A 19,662-nucleotide genomic window follows, 5' to 3' on the forward strand; every position below is an offset into this window, starting at 1 on the left:
GAGGACTGCCGCTTTTTGTCGATAATAGTAACATTCGCGGGAGGGAACGCTTTTGTGACCTTCGGCCACAAGGCTAACGTTTACACAAGCGACCTGCGGTCGTTTATTAAGCCTGATGCTTCTCAGCGTCCACATTGTACGCCGTGATGATCTTCTGGACTAACGAGTGTCGGACGACATCCTGTTCGCTGAACACGATGAAGCCGATCTCAGGAATATTAACGAGAATACGCTGCGCTTCAATCAGACCCGACTTCTTGCCGCGCGGCAGGTCGATCTGGGTGACGTCGCCTGTGATAACCATCTTCGAGCCGAAGCCGAGACGCGTCAGGAACATTTTCATCTGCTCCGGTGTCGTGTTCTGAGCTTCGTCCAAAATAATAAATGAATCTTCGAGCGTCCGACCCCGCATATACGCGAGCGGCGCTACTTCGATAAGTCCGCGTTCAAATGCTTTGGTCGTCTGATCCGGGCCGAGCACGTCATGCAGCGCATCGTACAGCGGGCGCAAATACGGATCGACCTTCTCTTGCAAATCGCCTGGCAGGAAGCCCAGGTTCTCTCCAGCTTCAACTGCAGGGCGCGTCAGTACAATGCGCTTCACGGAGCCTTCCTTCAAGGCAGCCACGGCAAGTACAACTGCGAGGTACGTCTTACCTGTTCCGGCAGGACCGATACCGAACACGATATCCATCCGCTTGATCGTCTTGACATAATGCCGCTGACCTATCGTTTTTACCCGAATCGGTTTTCCACGAAACGTTGTCGTAATTTCGGCTTTGAACAAATCTAGCAGCTGGTCTGCCTGCAGCGACCGCGACAGATCAAGCGCATACATAATATCGCGCTCCGACGGGGTATATCCGCCTCGCACGAGCTGCTGCAGCACCGTGTACAGCTGTTCAATAGAGTCGACCTCGGCGCTAGCACCCGAAATCGAAATTTCCGCTTCGCGGGAAGAAATGTCTGCTGAGGTTTGCTGCTGGACTAAACGTAGATACTTATCCTGTGGGCCGAACAGCGCCAAGCCCTCCGCCGCGTTAGCAAGTGGAATCTTGACTACTTTGAATTCATTTTGCAAAAATACTCAATCCCCTTGCATCTGAACTAGCGGTCTCTCTTTCACGATCGATTGATCCACCTCGAAAAGCACTTTCATATAAACTTTACCATTGTCCGTCTTTTCATGCAAAATGTTTTCGCCAAGCACCTGCGCATCAGGTCCGACTTTGGCCAGCACATCCGCCTTCGCCTGCTCAAGACCCTCTGCTTTCGCCTCTTCGACACTAACCGTTTGCGACTGAATCTTGACCTCATAGATCGTCTCTTTTATTCGTCCGAAAGGAAGCTTCATCGTCCGCCACGCCGCCTGCTCCTCTTGCTTCACACTCTCGTACATCCCAAACGGACTGCCTCCGAACCCGCTGACCTTCATCGCTCTGCCCGCTACAATCGCATACCATACCGTTTTCTTCTCGCCCGTATATACTTTCGACTGCCGTGTCAGCGGCGCAACAATATCATACTCATGCCATACAATCCCTTTCACAACGCCCTTCGCAACGACCGCCTTGGCGTTGTTCTCATCGCCGAGCATGCCTGAGATAAGCACATCGCCCTGCTTCACGCGCATATTGCGTTTGACGACCGGTCTGCCGGTCTCGGCAAGCACCTTCGTCACGACTGCATCGCTCGAGGCAACGAGATGGCGCGGATTCATTGGCGTCTTCTTATCCGGAATCGCGGACTCTACGACCTGGATCGTTATTCGCGTACCATGCTTCTCAACGCCGACCCACGCAGCACCCGGAAGCTTCTGCGCCATTTTCTTCGATAGCACTGTCACATCGTCAAGACGGAACGACCATTGGAAGGGGTACAGCCCCTCCTGCTTGGCCACCTGCAAAATCTGCTCTTCCGACAGCTGGGCGTTGCCCTTCACATCGATCGACCATACGAGCGAAGAGAGCAAGTACATCCCGATGAAGAACAGAATAAGCCCTGCCGCGAAGAAGACACGCTTCTGAGCTCTGCGTACCCAAAACGGCAGCCCTTGGCGCGACGTCACATGGATGCGGCAGCCTGTCTCTTTCAAGATCGGGCGAAGCCGGAAGAAATCCGTCACAAGCAAGTAGCAGTCCAGCTCCCCCTTGCTTGTCCGGCGAATGGACCATAACGACAGCCCTCTCGCTAGTGCGGTATTAACTAAACTCTCAATGGCCTCACCGCGTACCCGGACAGTAATAAATCCGCGCAGCCATTGCATCCACGTCGCGTTCATCGTTTACGCCTCCTTACAGTTGTTCTCGCGCAGCTGCTCGTCCAGCCGCAAGCCTCGGAAGCATGGCTCCACTCCATCTGAAGCGCTGCTCCCGGCTATGTCTATTTACTCGCGCACTTCAATATTTTTAATTAAGCCCTCGATGACGACTTCTTCCGTCCATATCGTACGAATGACGAGATCGCTGCCCGTCACCTCGATTTCGCCTTTGCTTAGCGCGAGGCGCAGCTTATCGCTCGAGAAATGCAGCACGCCGCGATGATTCTCGATGTAAAGTTGGCGGTCGCCGATCATTGTGAGCCGGGGCAAATCCATGACGACATCCTGCGGCAAATCGAGCAGATCGGCAGCCATTTTACGAAGTTTGCGATTTAAACGGCTCATGCCGGCAGAGGCCCCCTTCCCGTACTGTACCAAAATATGCGCGAGGCACTGGAAATATGAAACATGGGCAGCACTAGCGGCTGTACGATTTTGTGTTTTAGATACATTTTGTATATAATGAAACAAAACGTATCATTTAGAGGTGAGAAAAATGCTGCGCGTAACCTTACTCTCATTCATTCTGATAGCAAGTTTAGTCGATGCTTTCTTAACGGATATCGGGATTCGCAGCGGAATGATCATAGAAGCCAACCCCTTCATGAGCTGGCTGTATCATCAAAGCATCCTAGCCTTTTTCCTCTTCAAAGTAACTTTGCCACTCTTACTGCTGTTTCTGATCAGGCCGAAAATTTCAAAGCTTTTGAAAGGCTTGATCTACATCACTTCTGGTCTCTATGTCTTCGCTCTAGCGATGCACTTCGTTTGGATTGTCACAGCTTATAAATACTTTTGAACGTCAAAAAAGCACCATGCTCATGAGCTCATGAGCATGGTGCTTTCTTCAGTATGCTATTTCTTACATACGCCTTAACGAGCGCTTCGAACGCGGCGGACCGAGCACCTCCGCCATGACGAAGGCGCGGCGCAGTTCTTCACCTTGCGGAGTACGGAACGCGGCGCTGGCCTGCTGCGCCCGCTGTGGCGACTGTGCCTCAGTCTGACGTGCGGCGCCAGCCCCGATGGCTGATCTGCTGCTTCGCGGAGCAGAGGAACGCTCAGCTTCAAACGTCCGCTGCAACTCATCCGTCTCATCTACTAGCGACTGCGATGGGATCATTTCTCCACGCGGCTTCATCTGCGTCGTATACATCGGCGCAGGAACGGGCGCTGGTGCCGGTGCAGGCGTCGTCATACGCTGCTCTGGGCGGCGCACTGGCTGCTCCATACGTGTCTCCGCTGGTTGGTGCGCTGGCTGCCGCTTGGTCGGCTCACCGCCGAAGGACGGCATCCGGTTCGTCGGATTTTGCTTCCCTCTCGCCTTGTTAATCATCGTGAACAGAAACCCGATGACGATGATAACGACATAAATGTTCGAGAATAGTAATTGAATGAAGTCTTTCACTCGCACACCTCCGCACCACAACGCCGTAGAAGGCTATTCATTCTTCTCCGGACTCGTGCCGCCACCGATTGAATTGCGCATCGTCGTGTCCGCTTCAATGTTCTTGAAATTCATATAATCGAGCACGCCGATCTTGCCGGACTTCAGCGCCTCCGCCATTGCGAGCGGCACTTGCGACTCCGATTCAACGACTCGCGCACGCATCTCGACAACGCGCGCTTTCATCTCTTGCTCCTGAGCGACCGCCATTGCGCGGCGCTCCTCCGCCTTCGCTTGCGCGATGCGCTTATCCGCTTCCGCCTGCTCTGTCTGCAGATGCGCGCCGATGTTCTTGCCTACGTCAACGTCGGCAATATCGATCGACAGAATCTCGAACGCCGTACCTGCATCGAGTCCTTTGCCGAGCACCGTACGAGAGATCAGGTCCGGATTCTCAAGTACGTCCTTATGCGATTCCGAAGAACCGACCGTCGTTACGATGCCTTCGCCGACGCGGGCAATAATCGTCTCTTCACCCGCACCGCCGACGAGGCGGTCGATGTTCGCGCGAACCGTGACGCGCGCTTTAACCTTCACTTCAATTCCGTTCTTCGCTACAGCAGCTACGATCGGCGTCTCGATGACGCGCGGGTTAACGCTCATCTGTACCGCCTGCAATACATCACGGCCTGCGAGGTCAATCGCTGCCGCTCTTTCAAATTCCAAATCAATGTTCGCGCGCTGAGCCGCGATCAATGAATTGACGACGCGGTCAACGTTACCGCCCGCGAGAAAATGGCTCTCCAGCTGGTTGATCGTCAGCCCAAGACCAGCCTTCGTTGCCTTGATCAGCGGATTGACGATCCGGCTAGGTACAACGCGACGCAATCGCATCGCAACGAGCGTAATAATGCCGACGCGAACGCCGGATGCAAGTGCCGAAATCCATAGCATAATCGGGAAGAAGCTTAAGAACACTGATACTGCGATTACGGCTAGCACCGCAATAATAATAATCGTTACTGTTGGATCCATTTCCATAACTTTTTAACCCCTCCACCTGAATTATTGAGCAGCAGTATTATCCAGTTCAACGACGACGCGAGTGCCTTCAACCTTAATGACAACGACACCGACGCCAGTCGGGATAAACTCGCCTGATGTGACGACATCGACGCGCGTATCGCCGATCCGGACAGTCCCGGCCGGACGCAGTGGCGTTATTGTCGTCCCTTTCATGCCGAGATACGATGACTTATTGGCCGTAGATACATAGCCTTCCGCAGTCGTCAGCGCGTCCTTAAGAATGAACTTGTTCCACACGCCTCGGTGCGCGAACCGCTTGGCGACCACAAATACGATAATTGCCGCCACGACGAGTGCGATGAGCAGCGACAACCCGGCTGACTTCGGATTCGGTGCTGCCATGAGCACACCAGCCACCAGCGAAGCCGCTCCGAGAATACCGAGAATGCCGAAGCTCGGAACGAACAACTCCGAGACGAGCAGCAATATCCCGATGATGAACAGAACGACATCTTCAAAGCCTGCGAAACCAGCAACGTAATGGCCGAAGAAGTAGATCGCGAACGAGATGAGGCCAACAATGCCGGGAAGGCCGAAACCTGGCACCATTAGCTCAATCGCTATGCCTGCAATGCCTAGAATAAGCAGCAGCGTCATGACTGCCGGCGTCGTCAGAAACTGTGCAATGCGTTCCATGACGCTCGATTCAAACTTCACGATGTTCGGCTGTGATAGCTTCAATCCGTCGATCGCATCCTGTTCGGTTGCTGCCGTATATTCAGCATAGCCAACCTTCACTGCATCCGAAGCAGACAACGTAAGCACATCGCCCTTCTCCTTCGTTCTTCCGAGATCCTTGAGCTCCAGCGTCAAACTCGTGTTGACCATTGCTGCTGCAATATTCGGATCGCGGCCATGCAGCAGCGCCGCCGATTTCATCTCCTCCGTCCAGAAGGAGACGGTCTTCGGATTCGTAATGAGCGTGCCGCTCTCATCCACAACAGCGGCTGCCCCTATCGTACTGCCTGGCTGCATGACGATCTGCTCCGCATTCAGCGCGATATAGGTGCCTGCCGATACCGCCTTGCCCTGAACGTAAGCGGTCGTCGGCACTTTGCTCGTGCGAATGAGCTCGCCAATGTTGATCGCACTGTCCAGACGCCCTCCGAGCGTGTTCAGAACGAGCAGCACACGCGATGCTTTGGCATCCTCCGCTTCCTTGTACGCCCGCTCCAGGAAGTGCTCCAGGCTCGGCTCAACCGTATCCTCAGCCTCCACCACATAAACCGTGGAGCCAACCGTTCCGCTTGCCTCCTCAGCCGAGACAGCCGCAGGAGCGGCCGCAAACAGCGAACTGAGCAGTGCCGCAGCCATCGAGAGCAGGACGAACATACGCATTCGATTCAATATTCGCATGAATAGCCCCCTTATTGATTAACAAACGACTAACGTCTATGTTACATCTACGTCCCAGGGTGGTGAAGCGTTTCGTTTTATTAGTGAGCAGCTTCCTTGAGCCGTACCGCAGTCCAATCCGTCCGGTAGAACCGGACCATGACGGCCGTTCCGAATATGGTCAGGAACGTATACAACGCGAGCCATGCCCCCATGCTGCCCCAGTCAAATACGAAAATAAACAAATAAGCGAGCGGAACAAAGACGAACCAGCTGCATAAAAACGAGACACGAAGCAGGAAGGTCGTATCCCCAATACCGCGTAAGCCTCCAGCGAAGAAATTGAGTAAGCCATCAAACAGCTGCAGGTAGGCAGATACTTTGATTAAGTAAGCCGCGAGCTCATACACTTCTTTGTCATTCGTGTAGAGATGAGTAATTTCAGATGCGAAGATAAGTTCAACCGTACCAAGCAGAATTAGAAAAATAGAGCCGAGAATCGCTGTGTCCGTACCGGCGCGACGGCCAAGCAGCGGCGTTCCTTTACCCACGAACTGGCCGACCAGAATCGTTGCGGTCGAGCCGAACGCGAATGCCGGCATGAAGCCGAACGACATAATGCTGAGCCCTACTTCATTCGCCGCAAGCGCCTTGTCGCTAAGCCGAGCAACGAAAGCAGTGAAGATATACATCGATAAGCTGAGGGAGAACTCTTGAACGCCAAGCTTGCCGCTTTCAATCGAGATCAGCTTCATTTCAAGCCACTTCAGCGAGAACGCAATCCGGCTGCGCGTCTGATACTTCTTGTGCAGCACGAAGAAGAAAATGAATGCACAGATCAATGTCTGCAGTCCTTCACCGAAGATCACCGCTATACCTGCGCCGGTCAATCCAAGCTCAGGGAAGCCCCATTCGCCGAACGTAAGCGTGTACGTGAGCAATATGATGGGCACATTCGTAATGAGTGAGACGATCATCGACATCTTCGTTGCGCCGATGCCCCGCAGGAAGCCGTGGAAGGCGAAGTTGATAATGCCGAACGCCATCGCGTAGAACCGCAGCTCCAGATAGAAGCTTCCGGTATCGACAAGCTCCTTCGAGCCTCCGGTCCATCTTAAAATATCGCCAGCGCCGAACCAGCCGACAACTGCAATCAAGACGGCAAACACGACGCACATGTACAAGGAAATGTACGTACGCTGTATGCCTTTGCGCATATCGCCTGCACCGTGATTTTGCGCGACAAGGTAATTAACCGTATGCCCGATGCCAGAGAAGAGAGCGAATGCGTTGTACATGATGATGTTGGAAACGCCTACAATTGCAATAATAAGTGCACCAAGCTGACCGAGAACAATGAGATTGATCGTACCTGTCACCGTCTGGCTGGCAAAGGAAACGAGCGACGGGATGGCAAGTACTAAGATTTCTTTCCAGTTACGTAGCATTTGTGCATAAAGCCTCGTTTCATTAGGTTAGCATTAATTGTGGGCTAATATGCGCACCTCGTCAATACGACAAAACGAAAAAACACCCCCCGCAAGCAGGGAGTGTTTGGCTGTCAGCCTATGTTATTGCAGAAATTGCTGCACAAATGTGTTTACTAGTTTACCGTCAGCCCGCCCTTTTGTTTTAGGCAAAAGTGCACTCATGACTTTCCCCATGTCGGCTTTGGAAGAAGCACCGGTTTCCTGGATGGTCTGCTGAACAATCAACTTGATCTCTTCTTCGGTCAGCTGCTGAGGCAGGTATACACTAATAATTTCAATTTCTGCTGCGACGTCTTTCGCAAGATCATCGCGGCCGGCTTTCTGAAATTCTTGGAGGGAATCTTTACGTTGTTTGATCTCCCGACTTAAGATATCAAGCACTTCAGCGTCTTCAAGCGGTCGTTTCAGATCAATCTCCTGATTCTTGATGGATGAACGAATCATCCGGATTGTCTGGAGCTTGAACTTCTCTTGGCTCTTCATCGCTTGCTTCATATCGTCGTTCAATCGTTCGCTAAGGTTCATTGTGGAAGGATCCTCCTAAAACTTTCTCTTACGCGCAGCCTCGGACTTCAACTTACGCTTCACGCTAGGCTTTTCATAATGCTTGCGTTTCTTCACCTCGGCCAATACGCCATCCTTTGCGATGGTACGTTTGAAGCGGCGGAGTGCAGCATCGATCGTCTCGTTTTTGCGAACTTTTGTTTCAGACACCAGTTTTCCCTCCCTCCGAATCAGACCGTCCAGTAAAAGTTAACACGGTTCATCAAATTTAATTATATGTTATTAAGAAAGGCAGTGTCAACTTATTAGGACATGCTATTTTTATACATGCGCCAAATCAGCTTGACCAAAGGTTCCCAGCAAGGGTTCAGAGCCATCAAAACCTTAGCCGAGTCCTTTTAATTTCTCCCCGCCGAGCAGGTGAATATGCAAGTGGTAAACAACTTGTCCACCGTCTGAGTTGCAGTTGTTCACGAGGCGATAGCCGGATTCCGCAACGCCAAGCTCATTGGCTACGTGGCGCGCTGCACGAAGCAGCTCAGCCATCAGCGCATCGTCCTCATCCGTCACGTCATTCATCGTTGCGATATGTTTCTTCGGAATGAGAAGAATATGTACTGGCGCTGCAGGTTGAATGTCGTGGAAAGCAAGCACGTGCTCATTCTCAAACACTTTTTTGGATGGAATGCTGCCTTCGATGATTTTGCAAAAAATACAATCCATTACCTTCTCCTCCTTTCGCCTTACTGAAACGAAAAACATCTACTCCTCATCATATCGAAAAAAAGCGGACAAGTCCAACCGAGCATTCGAGCAAAATATGCTACACCTGTTCACTTTTCAGCGGCACGAGCACCTTACCGCTGAGGAACATCGCTTCCATATCGGTCGCGGACAGCGGTTTGCTGTAATAATAGCCTTGAATTTCGCTGCAATGGTTGTCCACCAAGATATCGAGCTGTTCCTTCGTCTCAATCCCTTCGGCGATGACATCCATGTTCAAATGCTTCGCCATGGAAATAATCGTCGCCACGATCGCCTTGTCATTCACGTTCTCCGTAATGTCGCGAATAAAGGAGCGGTCGATCTTCAGCTTATGAATCGGCAGCAGCTTGAGATAGCTGAGCGAGCTGTAGCCTGTGCCGAAGTCATCCAAGCTGATCCGAATGCCCGATTCCGACAATTCATTCAAGATGCCGCTGGACACATTAGGATCCATCATCATGCTTTCTGTAATCTCGAGCTCCAGATATCGGGATTCCAGCCCTGTTTCCTCCAGAATATCCTTGATATACTTCGTCAGATTCGCTTGATGGAATTGCTGCGAGGACAAATTGACCGACACCGTAATGAGCGGTCCGCCTCCGTCATGCCATTCCTTCATCTGCCGGCAGGCTTCACGCAGCACCCAAGTGCCTAGCTCGTAAATCATTCCTGTCTCTTCCGCAATCGGGATGAATACACCTGGCGACAGTACGCCTTTCTTCGGATGCAGCCAGCGGACAAGCGCCTCGACACCGATAATCTGATTGGTCTCCGCATCCGCTTGCGGCTGATAATCGAGGAACAGCTGGCCGTGCGCAAGCGCCTGCCTCAGATCGCCCTCCAGCTCGATCTTCTCCTGCAATTGGGCATGTAATTCTCGCGTATAGAACTGATAGCCGTTCTTGCCGTTCTTCTTCACCTCGTACATCGCGGTGTCAGCATTTTTCAACAATTGAACGGGATCTTCCCCGTCCTCCGGATAAGCCGAGATGCCGATGCTCACCGTTACGTAGAAGTCGTTCTCTTTCAGACGATACGGCACGGCGACGGTTTCAATAATCCGCTCCGTAACCCCTGTAATCTCTTCTTTCTCATAGCGGCCATCGCAGAGCAGCGTGAATTCATCACCGCCCATACGGGAGAGTGTCATCTCATAGCCGCTAAGGCAATCTTCAATCCGTCTGCTTACTTCCTGCAAGAACAAGTCTCCGTAAGTATGGCCAAGCGAGTCATTGATCAGCTTGAAGCGGTCCATGTCCATAACCATAACCGTAAACCTGCCGGATGCGCGCTCAATCATCTGCTCCAGCTCCCGATTGAACCACCGGCGATTAGGAAGGCCTGTCAATTCGTCATGAAACGCCAAATGTTGAATCTTTTCCTTCGCTGCCTTCTCTTCCGTTACATCCTTGGCAATTACATAGCTGCCGACGATTTGGCCATTCACGCTGACCGGCACATTGATGACGTTCAGATCAATACGATGACCAGATTGATTGATGATGGCTGACGAGTAGTTCTGCATCTCACCGTCCAGCGATTTGCGTACCATTCCTTGGGTTCCTTCCAAAGCGTCCTCTGCAATGAAAGGCAGCAAGCCGCTTATTGAATTGCCCCGAAACCAGCTTCCTGGCAAGCCTGTAAGGTTCGTAATCGCCGCGTTATGGTCGATGATTCGAAGATCTCTATCAACCGATATGATGCCGTCCTGGTTGTTCTCGAACAACGACTTGTACCAGCGTTCATTTTGCAGAAATTCGGAATCTTTCTTGGAGAAACGATTGGAAATATAAATGCCGAATATCGACAAACCGAGCGTGAACAATGTCGCAATGACGATCAGATAAGGCAGAAACGTCTGGTCCAGCATAATGCCTGTCATCATATCCGACTGTGCACGAAGCTGAAACTGAGCCGCATGCATGCCTGTATAATGCATCCCTACCACGGCGGCGCCCATAATGAGACTGCTAGCGAGCTTGACCAATATCTTATTAAGCTTGCCTTCGTTCAGATAGAATGCCAGCCACAACGCTGCATTCGAAGCTATGATCGCAATCACAATCGACAGCGCGAAGTAGAATGGCTTGTAAGTAATATCGATCTGCATCGCAGCCATCCCTGTGTAATGCATAACCGAAATCCCCGTTGCAAGCAGCATCCCGCCAGCGAGTAGACGCGGAAATGACAGCTTGCTCTGCCCCACGATGATGAGCGCAACAAATGCAGCTGCGATCACGACAAGCACAGAGAGGATAACCATGTTCAAATCATAAGCAACAGATGTGCTGAGGGAGAAAGCAAGCATGCCGACGAAGTGCATAGACCATACGCCAAGCCCCATTCCGACCGCGCCAAATGCAACCCAACCCCAGCGCTGCATCCCTCTTGATGTGCTGATTCTGCCAATCAGATCCAGAACCGTGTACGATGCAACCGTAGCGACCAAATAAGAAAATAAGACCAACACCATGTTATATGTACCATAAACGTGATGATGCAAAGGTTTCCCTCTTTCATAGATGTGATAAACCGCACTTTCATCTTAAACGATTTACTGACAATTTTCAGCAAAAATAATGCCAACCCATGCCAAAAGACCTGTTACATTCTCAAGCAAAAAAAAGCCGACGCGAGGTCGGCTTTCGGATTAATAGAAAGGCAGCAGCGATAAAGTGAGCAGCGTTGAGAGCGGGAACACTTGCCGCACGAAACGTCTGCGCGGGAAGAACGGGTATGGATAGATTGGGAAGAACGGCGGCTGCGGGAAGAACGCGCGCTGTTCAATATCGCCTCCGCATGGCACGGCCAGACATACGTATTCATCGTCGATATGTTCAACAATACCGTCGCAGCACCAGCCGTCATGTGTTTGCACAAGTACGTAGCGGTGCATATGCTCATGGCATTTTTTCTTCATATCGTGATGATGGTGATGGGCATGCTTCTCATGCTTCTCATGCTTCTCATGCGATTCCATAACCATCGGTTTGTTATCTTGTTTTGTTACGTGCTTTGTCTCGCCTTTCGATCCTTTGGACCCTTTGGATTTGGACATTATCGGCTGATTAGGCACCTTCCCTACCGGGGATGTGGTAACCTTCTTCTCCATGCTGTTCATGACCTCCTTCATTCTGTTACCATGATATTCGCCCGTAGGCAAATGGCGCCTACTCCGCTGTAAAATAGGCGTTTAACCATGCCCCTCCCCTCCGTGCTTGCTGCTCCCCAATCGATGCCGATTTGATCAGACTATCAGCCATTAATGAGATGGATTGACATTTTGGTCATGCGTATAATTGGGGTGGTAGACATGAGGAGGAGAGTTCGAAAATGAAAGTAGCCATTATCGGTGGCGGACTGGCGGGCTTGACCGCAGCTGCTTACCTGTCAGAGCAGCCCGGCATCCGGGGTGTTCTATTCGAACGGAGTCCGCAGCTTGGCGGACGAGCTTTTACGTATGAGAAGGCCGGCTTCACGCTCAATTACGGCGCGCATGCCATCTACGGCTTGGACAGACACACGCTATCAGATATGGAACGCGAGCTGAAGCTTACGTTCAGCAGCAAGCAAGTAGATAAACGCAAGGTCATGTACGAGAAAGGCGAGCAGCTGACGCCAGCGCCGCTGGATTTCGTTAACCTCGTCAAAACCGGTATTCTGACCATGATGCAGAAGGTTCGGTTTGTCGGCGAAATTACCGCAATCATTGCAAACATTCATCAAATCAAACATTACGATACACTAGGCGATTACTTGGCCGAATCCGGCGCTGCCGAGGACGTGAAAGAGCTGTGGGAGCATCTCGTATGCAGCAATTTCTTCATTACGCCTGAAGACGCACGGCGAGTGCCAGGCTCTGTCATTAGCGACTATTACCATAACCTGTTCCTCTCCCAGCGTCCGGTTAACTATGTGCTGGGCAGCTGGGCTGTCATTACGAATCAGCTAAAAGAAAAAATCGAGCAGTCCGGTCGCTGGTCCATCGCCCTGCAAGAAGGCATTGACGGCATCCGCTACGAGCAAGGCAAGTACTGGCTGAAGACGAAAGCACGCGAAGAAGAATTCGATCGCGTCGTGTTCGCAATGCCGGTTCAGCAAGTGATGAAGCTGCTCCGCGGCACGCCTTGGGAGCCGTTCCTTGCGCCATATGAGCACAATACGGCAACGGAAGTGATGGTTTACGATATCGGACTTAGCCATGTCGTTGCTCGGCCGTTCAGCTATATCAGCGATATGAACCATAAGCTGTTCATCTCCGACGTCTCAGCGACCGACCACACGCTTGTTCCTGAGGGCGGTCAACTGCTCCAAGGCATTGCCTACCTGAGCGATGAGAGCAGCGGCGGAGTCACCGACCGCAAAGCGTATTTGGATGAAAAAACGGAGCAAATGGAATCGCTGTTCGACCGCCATTATCCAGGATGGCGCGATGCAGTCGCGGTTAAGCGCGTATCGAAGAAAGCGATGGTGCAGAGCGTCAAGAACGTTGCTGGCAACCGTCTGCTGCCGAACCGGATCGAGAGCATGCCATTCTTCTTCTGCGGCGACGGCTGCGAAGGCAAAGGCGAGCTGGCAGAGCGCGCATTCTCGAGCGGCCGCAAAGCGGCTGCGCTGGTGCTCGCGGATTTGAAAAATACAGTTCATTAGTTTCAAGAGTAAGCCCTTCCTAGTGCCTGGGAAGGGCTTATTCATTTGGATGAATATAGCAAAGGTTGCGCATACTTGGCTTGATACATGGAATGCAAGGAGCTCTTGCGAATGGAAGAAGAAAAATACCCGGAGAATTATTTTGAACACTACATCGCTTGCTTTTCAAGTACACATCAAACCTTAAATCAAGCCGGCTTCGAGAATTTAGCAAAGCTGTACATCGAGATTGAAGGCTCTGATGAGTTCTCCGAATTAATTAATGAAATAGAGCTCATTAAAGAAAATGACGATTGGGCGTATTTCGAAGAGAGAGCCAGAGACTTTGAGATTCAAGGACTCACGGTAGTCAAGCTTAAAGAGATGGCAGAAGTCGCGATAAAGATTGGAATGGAATAAGCGCAATAAGTACAAGGCACAAAAAAAGAGGTTGTCCCCTCCGTCCGTCTTGCGACTTCGATGAGGGAACAGCCTCTTATTTGCTGATCGTAAGAACAGGTGAATCGCTCAGACTCTGCGCAAGCTTCTTGCCCATTGCAACCCACTCTTGATCAACCAGAATGGTTAATGCACTCGTAGCCGACCATGTGTCATGATCGAACGGCTGCATGGTTTCGCTGCATGCTCGGTACGTCTTCACGAGCGCTTGCAAGAAGTGCATCTCATTTGCCTCAAGCGGACCATCGTGATTGAACAGCGTTAAAAGCGAATTCTCGTTAAATTTAAAGAAATCCTCCGCGTTCGTCTTCACTCCCTCGAAAGGCTTGCCGTTAGAAGTTTCCGCTTCTTTGATGAACTGAATCACTTGCGGCTTTTCTTGGAAGGCAGCGAGCAGCTTGCTCTTGTCCTCCAGGCGCGACGCAATATCCTGTTTATCCAACATGTGCTGAGCCGTAGCAGCGACTTCCTGGAAAAACTTCTTCGTCTCGTTGCCAGATTGAATGATCGTATTGCCGCGTGCGACACGCTTGTCATGATCGTTCTGAATCTTCTGCGTATACAAAGCGACGTTGCCCATTAAGCTCATCGTGAGCAGAAGCAGGACAATCGGCGTAAATATGGGACGTTTCTTCTTTTCCTCTTGCACGTATAGTTCCTCCAAGCGTTTCACTGTGAAATTACGGTAATCTCCCTACTAACGTTAGCTTGTTCGACAACGGTTTGCAAGGCTGCCTGGAGGCAAAAGCACATTGTTAACAGAACCGTCACATCGTTTCCAGCTCGACTGTGCTGCCTCGTCCTGCAGGCTCTGATGGCGTTACGATGAGTCGTCTAGGCAATCTCGCACGCAGCTCCGGCACGTGGCTGATGACGCCAACCGCAAGCGTCTCGTTATGGAGACGCTCAAGTGCCGTAATCACGGTATCGAGCAGCTCCGGATCAAGCGTACCGAAGCCTTCATCGAGGAAGAAGAACTGCAGCGGATATTTGCCGCGCAGTTGAATCTGACCAGAGAGCGCAAGCGCTAGCGCGAGCGAAGCGAGGAAGGTCTCGCCGCCGGACAGCGTCGATACCGGCCTGCGGATGCCGCCGCCTGCATCGTCGCGGATAACGAATCCGCCGCCGGAGTCGACCTCCAGCGCATAACGGCGCTTCGTCAAGAAGCCAAGCCGCTCGGATGCGGCTCTGCATACTTGCACAAGCTGCTCCTCGGCTACGTATTCTACGAACGCATTGCCGCGGAATACCGTTTGCAGCGACTTCAACCTGCGGGTGAGCTGCTCCATATCGGTCCGCTTCGCTTCGAGCGCGTTCCAGCGCTCCTGCTTCTGCTTCAGCTCTTCCTGGTCGCGTTCAGCCTTCGCCGATAGGGCTAGCTGCAGCTCGTTCTCTTCGCGACAGTTCGCAAGCTTCTGGACCGCCTCTTCCCACTCTTCATCGGTTTGGCTGCGTCCGGCAAGCTGGTCGCGCAGCAGCTCGATCTGTGCGGAAATTTGCTTGCTTCCTTCATGGAATTCAGCTGCTTCTTCCGCTAACTTCGTCTGCTCCGCAAGGCGTGGCTGCAGCGCAGCCACTTCTTCGCCGTTCTCGAAAGGCGATCTTGCCAGCTGCGATTCCCACTCCGCACGAGCTTCCTCATGCCGGCCGACAGCAGCACGCTCTGCTTCCTGCTCCCTGCTCTGGGTTAGCGCGGCATCTTGCAGCGCTGTCTGCGCAGCTTCATGGCGCTCGGTAAGCTGCTTCAATGAGCTTCGCAGCACGGCAAGCTCACGCTCAGCCTCAGCAATAAGCTGCGCCGCCGGCACGCCGTCCGTTACTTGGCGTACCTGTGCTTGCTTCTCCCCAAGCTGTTGCTGCTGGCCTGCAAGCGTCGCAGATAGCGTCGCAGCTTCAAGTTCAGCAGCTTGTGCTTGCTTCGTGCTGTCCTGCATCGCGAGCGTCGTCTCTTCGATATAGCTGACGCTCTTCTCCAATCTCGCCCGCAGTTCCTCCGACCGATTCTCGCGGCTCGCGAGCTGCTCAAGCAGTTCCTCTGCATCCTCAGGCAGCAGCTCATTGCCGAACTGCTGCTTCCACTTCACCTGCTCCTCAGCCAGCTGTACATCTGCATGCCGCTGCTGTTCCAGAGACCGGCTCGCCAGCGCAGCTTGCGTACGATGCTCGCTTGCAGCCTGTTCATGCTTGCGAGCAGCTTCAGCATGCCGATTGCGGCTGGCGTTGAAGCCCTGCTCCGCCGCCTGCAGCCAAGACTCAAGCTCGGCTATCCGCGTCGACAAAGCGGTGAGCGCTTGCCCAGCGGCTTGGAACGCTTCGGTTGACGAGTGGACTTCGGGAGCCGACTCAGCTGGAATAGAGGAATCGGGTTTAGTTGAAACACTAAGTTCAGGCTTAGTTGAGACACTGGATTCAGGCTTAATTGAGACACTGGATTCAGGAACCGAGTTCTCTTCTTCGCCGTTATCAAACGCGTCTGCGAAGAGGTCGACTTGTTCTACTTCGCCCGAATAGAAGTCGCTAGTCAACGGCTCACTATGAGGCTCAACAGATTGTGCCGGATCTATCACTTCTGCGATCGCTGCCGCCGCTTCACTTACCGGCTTGAACAATGTCCAGCCTGCGTTGGAGTCCGCAATCGTTTCTACGCCTAGCGCTTCTAGCAGTCTTACCCGCCCGGAGTCCGCCTTCGTTTGCAGCGGCGCCAAGCGAAGCTGAGCCAGCTGTACGTGCTTCAAAGCTTGTTCCCACGCAGAAACTTGGCTGCCTTCCGCAATTGCAATTTCTGCAAATAAGGCTCTATCATGAGCGCCATTGTGATCACAGGAACCGCAAACCGGGCATGGTTCGCCCGGAGCAAGACCTGCTGCCAGCTGAGCTGCTAATGCTTGACGCTCCTGTTCACGCTGCTCGGCGCGTGTACGTTCAATCCATTGCGGCAAGCCCCTGCCCATCGCGGACAGATGGCTGCCGATCTCCGACAGCTCGGCGCACACCGGTGCAAGCTGTTCCAGCTGCCCTTGCACGCCAGCTTCAGCTTGCTCCTTCTCCGAGCGCGTCGCTTCCAGCTGCAGCTTCGATCGCTCCAGCTGCATCGCAGCCGCCTCGCTCTCGCGCTGCGCTGCCGTCGCTGCCGCGAGCAAATGCTGGTGCTGCTGCAGCTGCTTGCCGAGCGCACCGCGCTTCTCGCGGTCGGTCGCTGTGAGCTCGACCGACTTCAACTCTTGCTTCAGCTGCGCCTGCTTCTCCGCGGCGCGGCTGAGCAGCTCTTGCGCTTTGGCCGCCTCCGCGCCAAAGCTCGCTTGCCGCTGTGCCGCATTGCGAGCGCGCAGCTCGCCTTCGGCCGCGCTCTTCGCAAGCGCAGCGGCTTCGCCCTCGAGCCGCTGCGCTTCCGCGAGCTGGCCGAGCCGCAGCGCCAAGCGTGGCTCGCCAGAGGCGGCCTCGGCGGCCGACGCCGTCCACGCGGCGGCTGCGGCCGTGGCCGCTTCCAGCCGGGCAGCGTGCGCCAGCCCGGCTGCTTCGCGGCGCGCCGCGGCAGCGCGCAGCGCCGCGGCGGCATTGCCTGCGGCGGCGAGCGCGGGCGCAATGCGCTCCGCCGCCGCAAGGCGCGCAAGCTCGCGCTCGAGCGCCGCAATGCGCGGCGCCTCGGCGAGCAGCTCCGCTTGCCTCGCCTCCTTGCTGCGCAGCGCGGTCAAGCGCTCGCGCACATGCAGCTGCTCCGCGTGCAGCCGCTCCGCATCCGCGAGCGCGGCGCGCGCCGCCGCCGCCGCAGCAGCCGCTTCGCGGTAACGCGCCTCCGCGGCTGCCACCGCTTCGGCCGAGGCGTCGCCGAGGCCATGCTGCTCGGCCGCCGCCTCATTCAGCGCGGCTTCCGCCGCTTTCATGCGCTGGTTCAGCTTCAGCGCCAAACCATCGCCGAACCGTTCCAGCCGGAATAACCGCTGGAGCATCGAACGGCGATCCTTGCCCGTCAGCGACAGAAACTCCGCGAACTTCCCTTGCGGAAGCACAACGGCGCGAGTGAAATCCTGCATACCCAGCCCAATATGCGCCTCGACGCAGCGCGTCACATCCGCAAGCTTGTCCGCGATGACGATGTCGCCTGCGTCCGTCATCTCCACGAACCGGCTGACCGTATTGCTGACGGTCACGTCGCCGCTCCGCTTGAACTGCCGTTCGACGCGGTAGCGCTTCTTCTCCCCCGCGCCTGCCAGCTCGAACGTAAAAGCAACGGCGAGCGTCTTCTCCGCCTGGTTCATAATCCCTTGCGTTCCGTTCGCGGCACGCTCGACCTTGCCGTAGAGCGCAAGCGTGACGGCATCGAGAATACTCGATTTGCCGCTGCCCGTCGGTCCGAAAATCCCGAAAACGCCAGCTTCGGTCAGCCGCTCGAAGTCAACCTCCTGCGACTCCCGATAACTCTGCAAGCCGCTTAATTTCAACAATATCGGCTTCATGCGCTCTCCCCTCCAGCCTGCTGCTCTAGCACTTCTTCCGAAGAAGGGGGCAGCGATTCTTCATCTTCCACGATAAGCTCCAGGAACAGCTGCACGGTCTCCGCATCCGGCTCCGCTCCGCCCGTTTGACGGGAGAAGAAGCGGCGGAACAGCTCTTCGGCCGGAAGCTGCTCGCGTGTACGGTGGTCCGCCTCCAGCGACTCCGCCTGCTCCGGGTAGACCGGACGAATATGAACGAGACCATCTTGAAGCTTGCGCAGCTGTTGTACATGCTGCAGAGTCATCGCCTCGGTCATCCTTACATCGAGGTCAATCCATGCGCGCGAATCACGTCCTTCCTCTATCCACGAGTACACCTCGCTAAGGCCGCCTTTTGCCGTCCACTTCACAAGCGGTCTGCCGGAGCTAAGCAGGATCTCCTGAGGCACGATAAGCTTGCCTGGCTCCGCATCGAACACCGTCACCGACTTCGCTTGTCCCGCTTCCGAGAAGCTGTACGCAAGCGGCGATCCGCTGTAACGCATCGTCTCGTCTCCGGCAACACGCTGCGGCCGGTGCAAATGCCCGAGTGCCACATACTGCGCGCCGATTCGGAGCGCGGACGGATCAACCGTATACGCGCCGCCGATTTGGATTGGCCGCTCGGAATCTGTCTCCAAGCCTCCAAGCACATAGATATGGCTCATCGCCAAGTTCACCGTATCCGGCCGGAACGCAGCGCCGAGCTGATCCATCAGCCGTCCTACCCGCTCCGAATACGCGGAACGAAGCACGCCTTCATCTGTCGCTTCGCTCAGCAACTCCCGTAGGCGCGACTCCGACGGGTACGGCAGCGCTGCGATGATCGCCCGCTCGCCTGTTCTCGCCACGTCGATCACCATCGGCTCAGCAGTCGGCATGCCGACGAGCTGAATCCCGCTGCGCGCCGCAAGCGGAGCCGAAGCCGACACCCGCTCCGGATGATCGTGATTGCCCGCAATGACCGCGATCGTTCTTCGTCCGCCATCAGCCAACCGGGCTACCGCCTCATAAAACAACTGCTCTGCCGCTGCAGGCGGATTGACAGAGTCATAGACATCCCCTGCGAGCATGACGAGATCGATCTGTTCATCTTGAACAATCTGAACAAGCTCATCGACAAAAGCCGCTTGCTCCTCCAACCGGCTGCGTCCCTCAAGAGAACGTCCAAAATGCCAGTCTGCCGTATGCAGTATGCGCATCGCCAGTTTCCCT

Annotated in this window: 18 protein-coding genes; 3 read left to right on the plus strand and 15 right to left on the minus strand. The window is 54.1% G+C overall.

Annotated elements, in window-relative coordinates:
- Window positions 1-106 precede the first annotated feature (106 nt).
- The 3 genes from A8990_RS02810 to yqfC all read right to left on the minus strand — a co-directional run bounded on the left by A8990_RS02810 (window position 107) and on the right by yqfC (window position 2,665).
- Window positions 107-1,081, minus strand: coding sequence for a PhoH family protein (locus tag A8990_RS02810; protein ID WP_116187502.1), 975 nt, complete (start codon window positions 1,079-1,081; stop codon window positions 107-109).
- Between the two features lie 6 nt (window positions 1,082-1,087).
- Window positions 1,088-2,281 (minus strand): sporulation protein YqfD, encoded by a 1,194-nt coding sequence (gene yqfD / locus A8990_RS02815; RefSeq protein WP_116187503.1) that lies wholly within the window; start codon window positions 2,279-2,281, stop codon window positions 1,088-1,090.
- A gap of 105 nt (window positions 2,282-2,386) precedes the next feature.
- Window positions 2,387-2,665, minus strand: a complete 279-nt coding sequence (gene yqfC / locus A8990_RS02820) for a sporulation protein YqfC (protein ID WP_116187504.1) — start codon at window positions 2,663-2,665, stop codon at window positions 2,387-2,389.
- A gap of 151 nt (window positions 2,666-2,816) precedes the next feature.
- Here yqfC and A8990_RS02825 point away from each other — a divergent pair, with 151 nt between their 5' ends.
- Window positions 2,817-3,119, plus strand: coding sequence for a DUF5658 family protein (locus A8990_RS02825; RefSeq protein ID WP_116187505.1), 303 nt, complete (start codon window positions 2,817-2,819; stop codon window positions 3,117-3,119).
- 63 nt (window positions 3,120-3,182) lie between these two features.
- Here A8990_RS02825 and A8990_RS02830 read toward each other — a convergent pair whose 3' ends face one another.
- The 9 genes from A8990_RS02830 to A8990_RS31935 form a co-directional block, all read right to left on the minus strand.
- Window positions 3,183-3,728, minus strand: a complete 546-nt coding sequence (locus A8990_RS02830) for a hypothetical protein (protein ID WP_116187506.1) — start codon at window positions 3,726-3,728, stop codon at window positions 3,183-3,185.
- A gap of 33 nt (window positions 3,729-3,761) precedes the next feature.
- Window positions 3,762-4,742: a flotillin-like protein FloA gene (gene floA, locus A8990_RS02835; RefSeq protein ID WP_116187622.1), complete on the minus strand. Its 981-nt coding sequence runs from the start codon at window positions 4,740-4,742 to the stop codon at window positions 3,762-3,764.
- 30 nt (window positions 4,743-4,772) lie between these two features.
- Entirely contained in the window at window positions 4,773-6,149 is a 1,377-nt protein-coding gene (locus tag A8990_RS02840) for an NfeD family protein (RefSeq protein ID WP_116187507.1), read from the minus strand.
- Window positions 6,150-6,229: 80 nt separating this feature from the next.
- Window positions 6,230-7,576, minus strand: coding sequence for an MATE family efflux transporter (locus tag A8990_RS02845; protein WP_116187508.1), 1,347 nt, complete (start codon window positions 7,574-7,576; stop codon window positions 6,230-6,232).
- A gap of 123 nt (window positions 7,577-7,699) precedes the next feature.
- Window positions 7,700-8,143: a GatB/YqeY domain-containing protein gene (locus A8990_RS02850; protein WP_116187509.1), complete on the minus strand. Its 444-nt coding sequence runs from the start codon at window positions 8,141-8,143 to the stop codon at window positions 7,700-7,702.
- A gap of 15 nt (window positions 8,144-8,158) precedes the next feature.
- Entirely contained in the window at window positions 8,159-8,332 is a 174-nt protein-coding gene (rpsU, locus tag A8990_RS02855; protein ID WP_090573672.1) for a 30S ribosomal protein S21, read from the minus strand.
- A gap of 174 nt (window positions 8,333-8,506) precedes the next feature.
- Window positions 8,507-8,845: a histidine triad nucleotide-binding protein gene (locus A8990_RS02860; protein WP_116187510.1), complete on the minus strand. Its 339-nt coding sequence runs from the start codon at window positions 8,843-8,845 to the stop codon at window positions 8,507-8,509.
- A 100-nt stretch (window positions 8,846-8,945) separates the two neighbouring features.
- Window positions 8,946-11,390, minus strand: coding sequence for an EAL domain-containing protein (locus A8990_RS02865; protein ID WP_116187511.1), 2,445 nt, complete (start codon window positions 11,388-11,390; stop codon window positions 8,946-8,948).
- 147 nt (window positions 11,391-11,537) lie between these two features.
- Window positions 11,538-11,999, minus strand: a complete 462-nt coding sequence (locus A8990_RS31935) for a hypothetical protein (RefSeq protein WP_245995820.1) — start codon at window positions 11,997-11,999, stop codon at window positions 11,538-11,540.
- 221 nt (window positions 12,000-12,220) lie between these two features.
- On the opposite strand from A8990_RS31935, the gene A8990_RS02875 reads away from it, so the two are divergent.
- Window positions 12,221-13,537 (plus strand): FAD-dependent oxidoreductase, encoded by a 1,317-nt coding sequence (locus A8990_RS02875; RefSeq protein ID WP_116187512.1) that lies wholly within the window; start codon window positions 12,221-12,223, stop codon window positions 13,535-13,537.
- Window positions 13,538-13,648: 111 nt separating this feature from the next.
- On the plus strand, window positions 13,649-13,936 hold the full coding sequence (locus A8990_RS02880) for a hypothetical protein (RefSeq protein ID WP_116187513.1): 288 nt from the start codon (window positions 13,649-13,651) through the stop codon (window positions 13,934-13,936).
- Between the two features lie 76 nt (window positions 13,937-14,012).
- On the opposite strand, the gene A8990_RS02885 is transcribed toward A8990_RS02880, so the two are convergent.
- The 3 genes from A8990_RS02885 to A8990_RS02895 all read right to left on the minus strand — a co-directional run bounded on the left by A8990_RS02885 (window position 14,013) and on the right by A8990_RS02895 (window position 19,649).
- Entirely contained in the window at window positions 14,013-14,624 is a 612-nt protein-coding gene (locus tag A8990_RS02885) for a hypothetical protein (protein WP_116187514.1), read from the minus strand.
- A gap of 118 nt (window positions 14,625-14,742) precedes the next feature.
- Window positions 14,743-18,429, minus strand: a complete 3,687-nt coding sequence (locus A8990_RS02890) for an AAA family ATPase (protein WP_116187515.1) — start codon at window positions 18,427-18,429, stop codon at window positions 14,743-14,745.
- Window positions 18,426-19,649 carry an exonuclease SbcCD subunit D gene (locus A8990_RS02895; protein WP_116187516.1) on the minus strand — a complete coding sequence of 408 codons (1,224 nt, stop codon included), beginning with the start codon at window positions 19,647-19,649 and terminating at the stop codon, window positions 18,426-18,428. Before A8990_RS02895 ends, A8990_RS02890 begins: the two co-directional genes overlap by 4 nt.
- Window positions 19,650-19,662 lie beyond the last annotated feature (13 nt).

The sequence above is a fragment of the Paenibacillus taihuensis genome (assembly GCF_003386535.1).
GTDB lineage: Bacteria > Bacillota > Bacilli > Paenibacillales > Paenibacillaceae > Paenibacillus_Z > Paenibacillus_Z taihuensis.